This window comes from Roseateles subflavus (genome assembly GCF_030285365.1).
Taxonomy (GTDB): domain Bacteria; phylum Pseudomonadota; class Gammaproteobacteria; order Burkholderiales; family Burkholderiaceae_C; genus Roseateles_B; species Roseateles_B subflavus.
On the sequence record NZ_JASVDS010000020.1, the window covers coordinates 1 to 1,227 of the forward strand.

Here is a 1,227-nt window from a genome sequence, read left to right on the forward strand (position 1 = left end):
CGTTTGCTGACGCACCCTGGCGTGCGCGAGGCGGTGGTGCTGGCCCGCGAGGATGAGCCGGGGCACAAGCGCCTGGTGGCGTATGTGGTGCTGGACGTGTCGGAAGACCGTTCGGAGGGCGGCACGCTGTCGATGCAGACGCTGCGCCAGGCCATGGAGCAGGTGCTGCCCGGCTTCATGGTGCCCAGCGCCTTCGTCCCCATGCCGGCGCTGCCCCTGACCCCCAATGGGAAGCTGGACCGCCGCGCCCTGCCGGCACCGGACTTGCAAGCACTGGCGGCCCGAGGCTACGAAGCCCCGCAAGGCGAGCTGGAAGAGCAGCTGTCCGCGCTGTGGGCCGAAGTGCTGCAACTGCCGCGCGTGGGCCGTCATGACAACTTCTTCGAGCTGGGCGGTCACTCGCTGCTGGCAGTCACGCTGATCGAGCGCATGCGCCAGGCCGGTCTGGCCAGCGACGTACGAGCGCTGTTCAGCACGCCGAGTCTGGCGCAGCTGGCTCAAGGCCTGCAAGCCACCGAGCAGCTCCGCGAAGTCGAGGTCCCGCCCAACGCCATCCCCGAGGGCGCGACCCAGATCACGCCGCAGATGCTGCCCCTGGTCTCGCTGAGCCAGTCACAGCTGGACGCCATCGTGGCCCGCGTGCCGGGCGGCGCCGCCAATGTGCAGGACATCTATCCCCTGGCCCCCCTGCAGGAAGGCATGCTGTTCCACCATCTGATGGCGGCGCAGGGCGATGTGTACCTGCTGCGCGCGGTGCTGCGCTTCGATGGCGAGGCCCGGCTGCAGCGCTACCTGGACGCCCTGCGCCAGGGGCTGCGCCGTCATGACGTGCTACGCACCGCGCTGCACTGGGAAGGCCTGGACGAGCCGGTGCAAGTGGTCTGGCGCGAGGCGCCCCTGCCCGTGATGATGCTGCAAGCCGCCGACCTGGGTTTGGGCGAGGACTCGCAGGGCGATGAAGCCCTGCAAGCCCTGCTGCAGCACAGCGACCCGCGCGGGCTGCGCCTGTCCCTGCAGCAGGCGCCGCTGATGCAGGTGCGCACGCTGCGCGAGCCGGGCCGTGCCAGCTGGCTGATGGTGCTGCTGGTGCACCACCTGGCCGTGGACCACCAGGCGCTGGAGGTCATGCAGCAGGAGATCGCTCTGTTGCTGAGCGGCCGGGGTCAGGACTTGCCTCCCGCGCAGCCCTTCCGCAACTACGTGGCGCAGGCACGCCTGGGGCTCAGC

At 70.3% G+C, this 1,227-nt stretch carries 1 protein-coding gene; it reads left to right on the plus strand.

Translation table 11 applies throughout. The annotated features are described in order from the left end of the window. Positions 1–1,227 (plus strand): condensation domain-containing protein (locus QRD43_RS22665; RefSeq protein WP_285984792.1); only part of this gene is annotated, 1,227 nt, incomplete at both ends.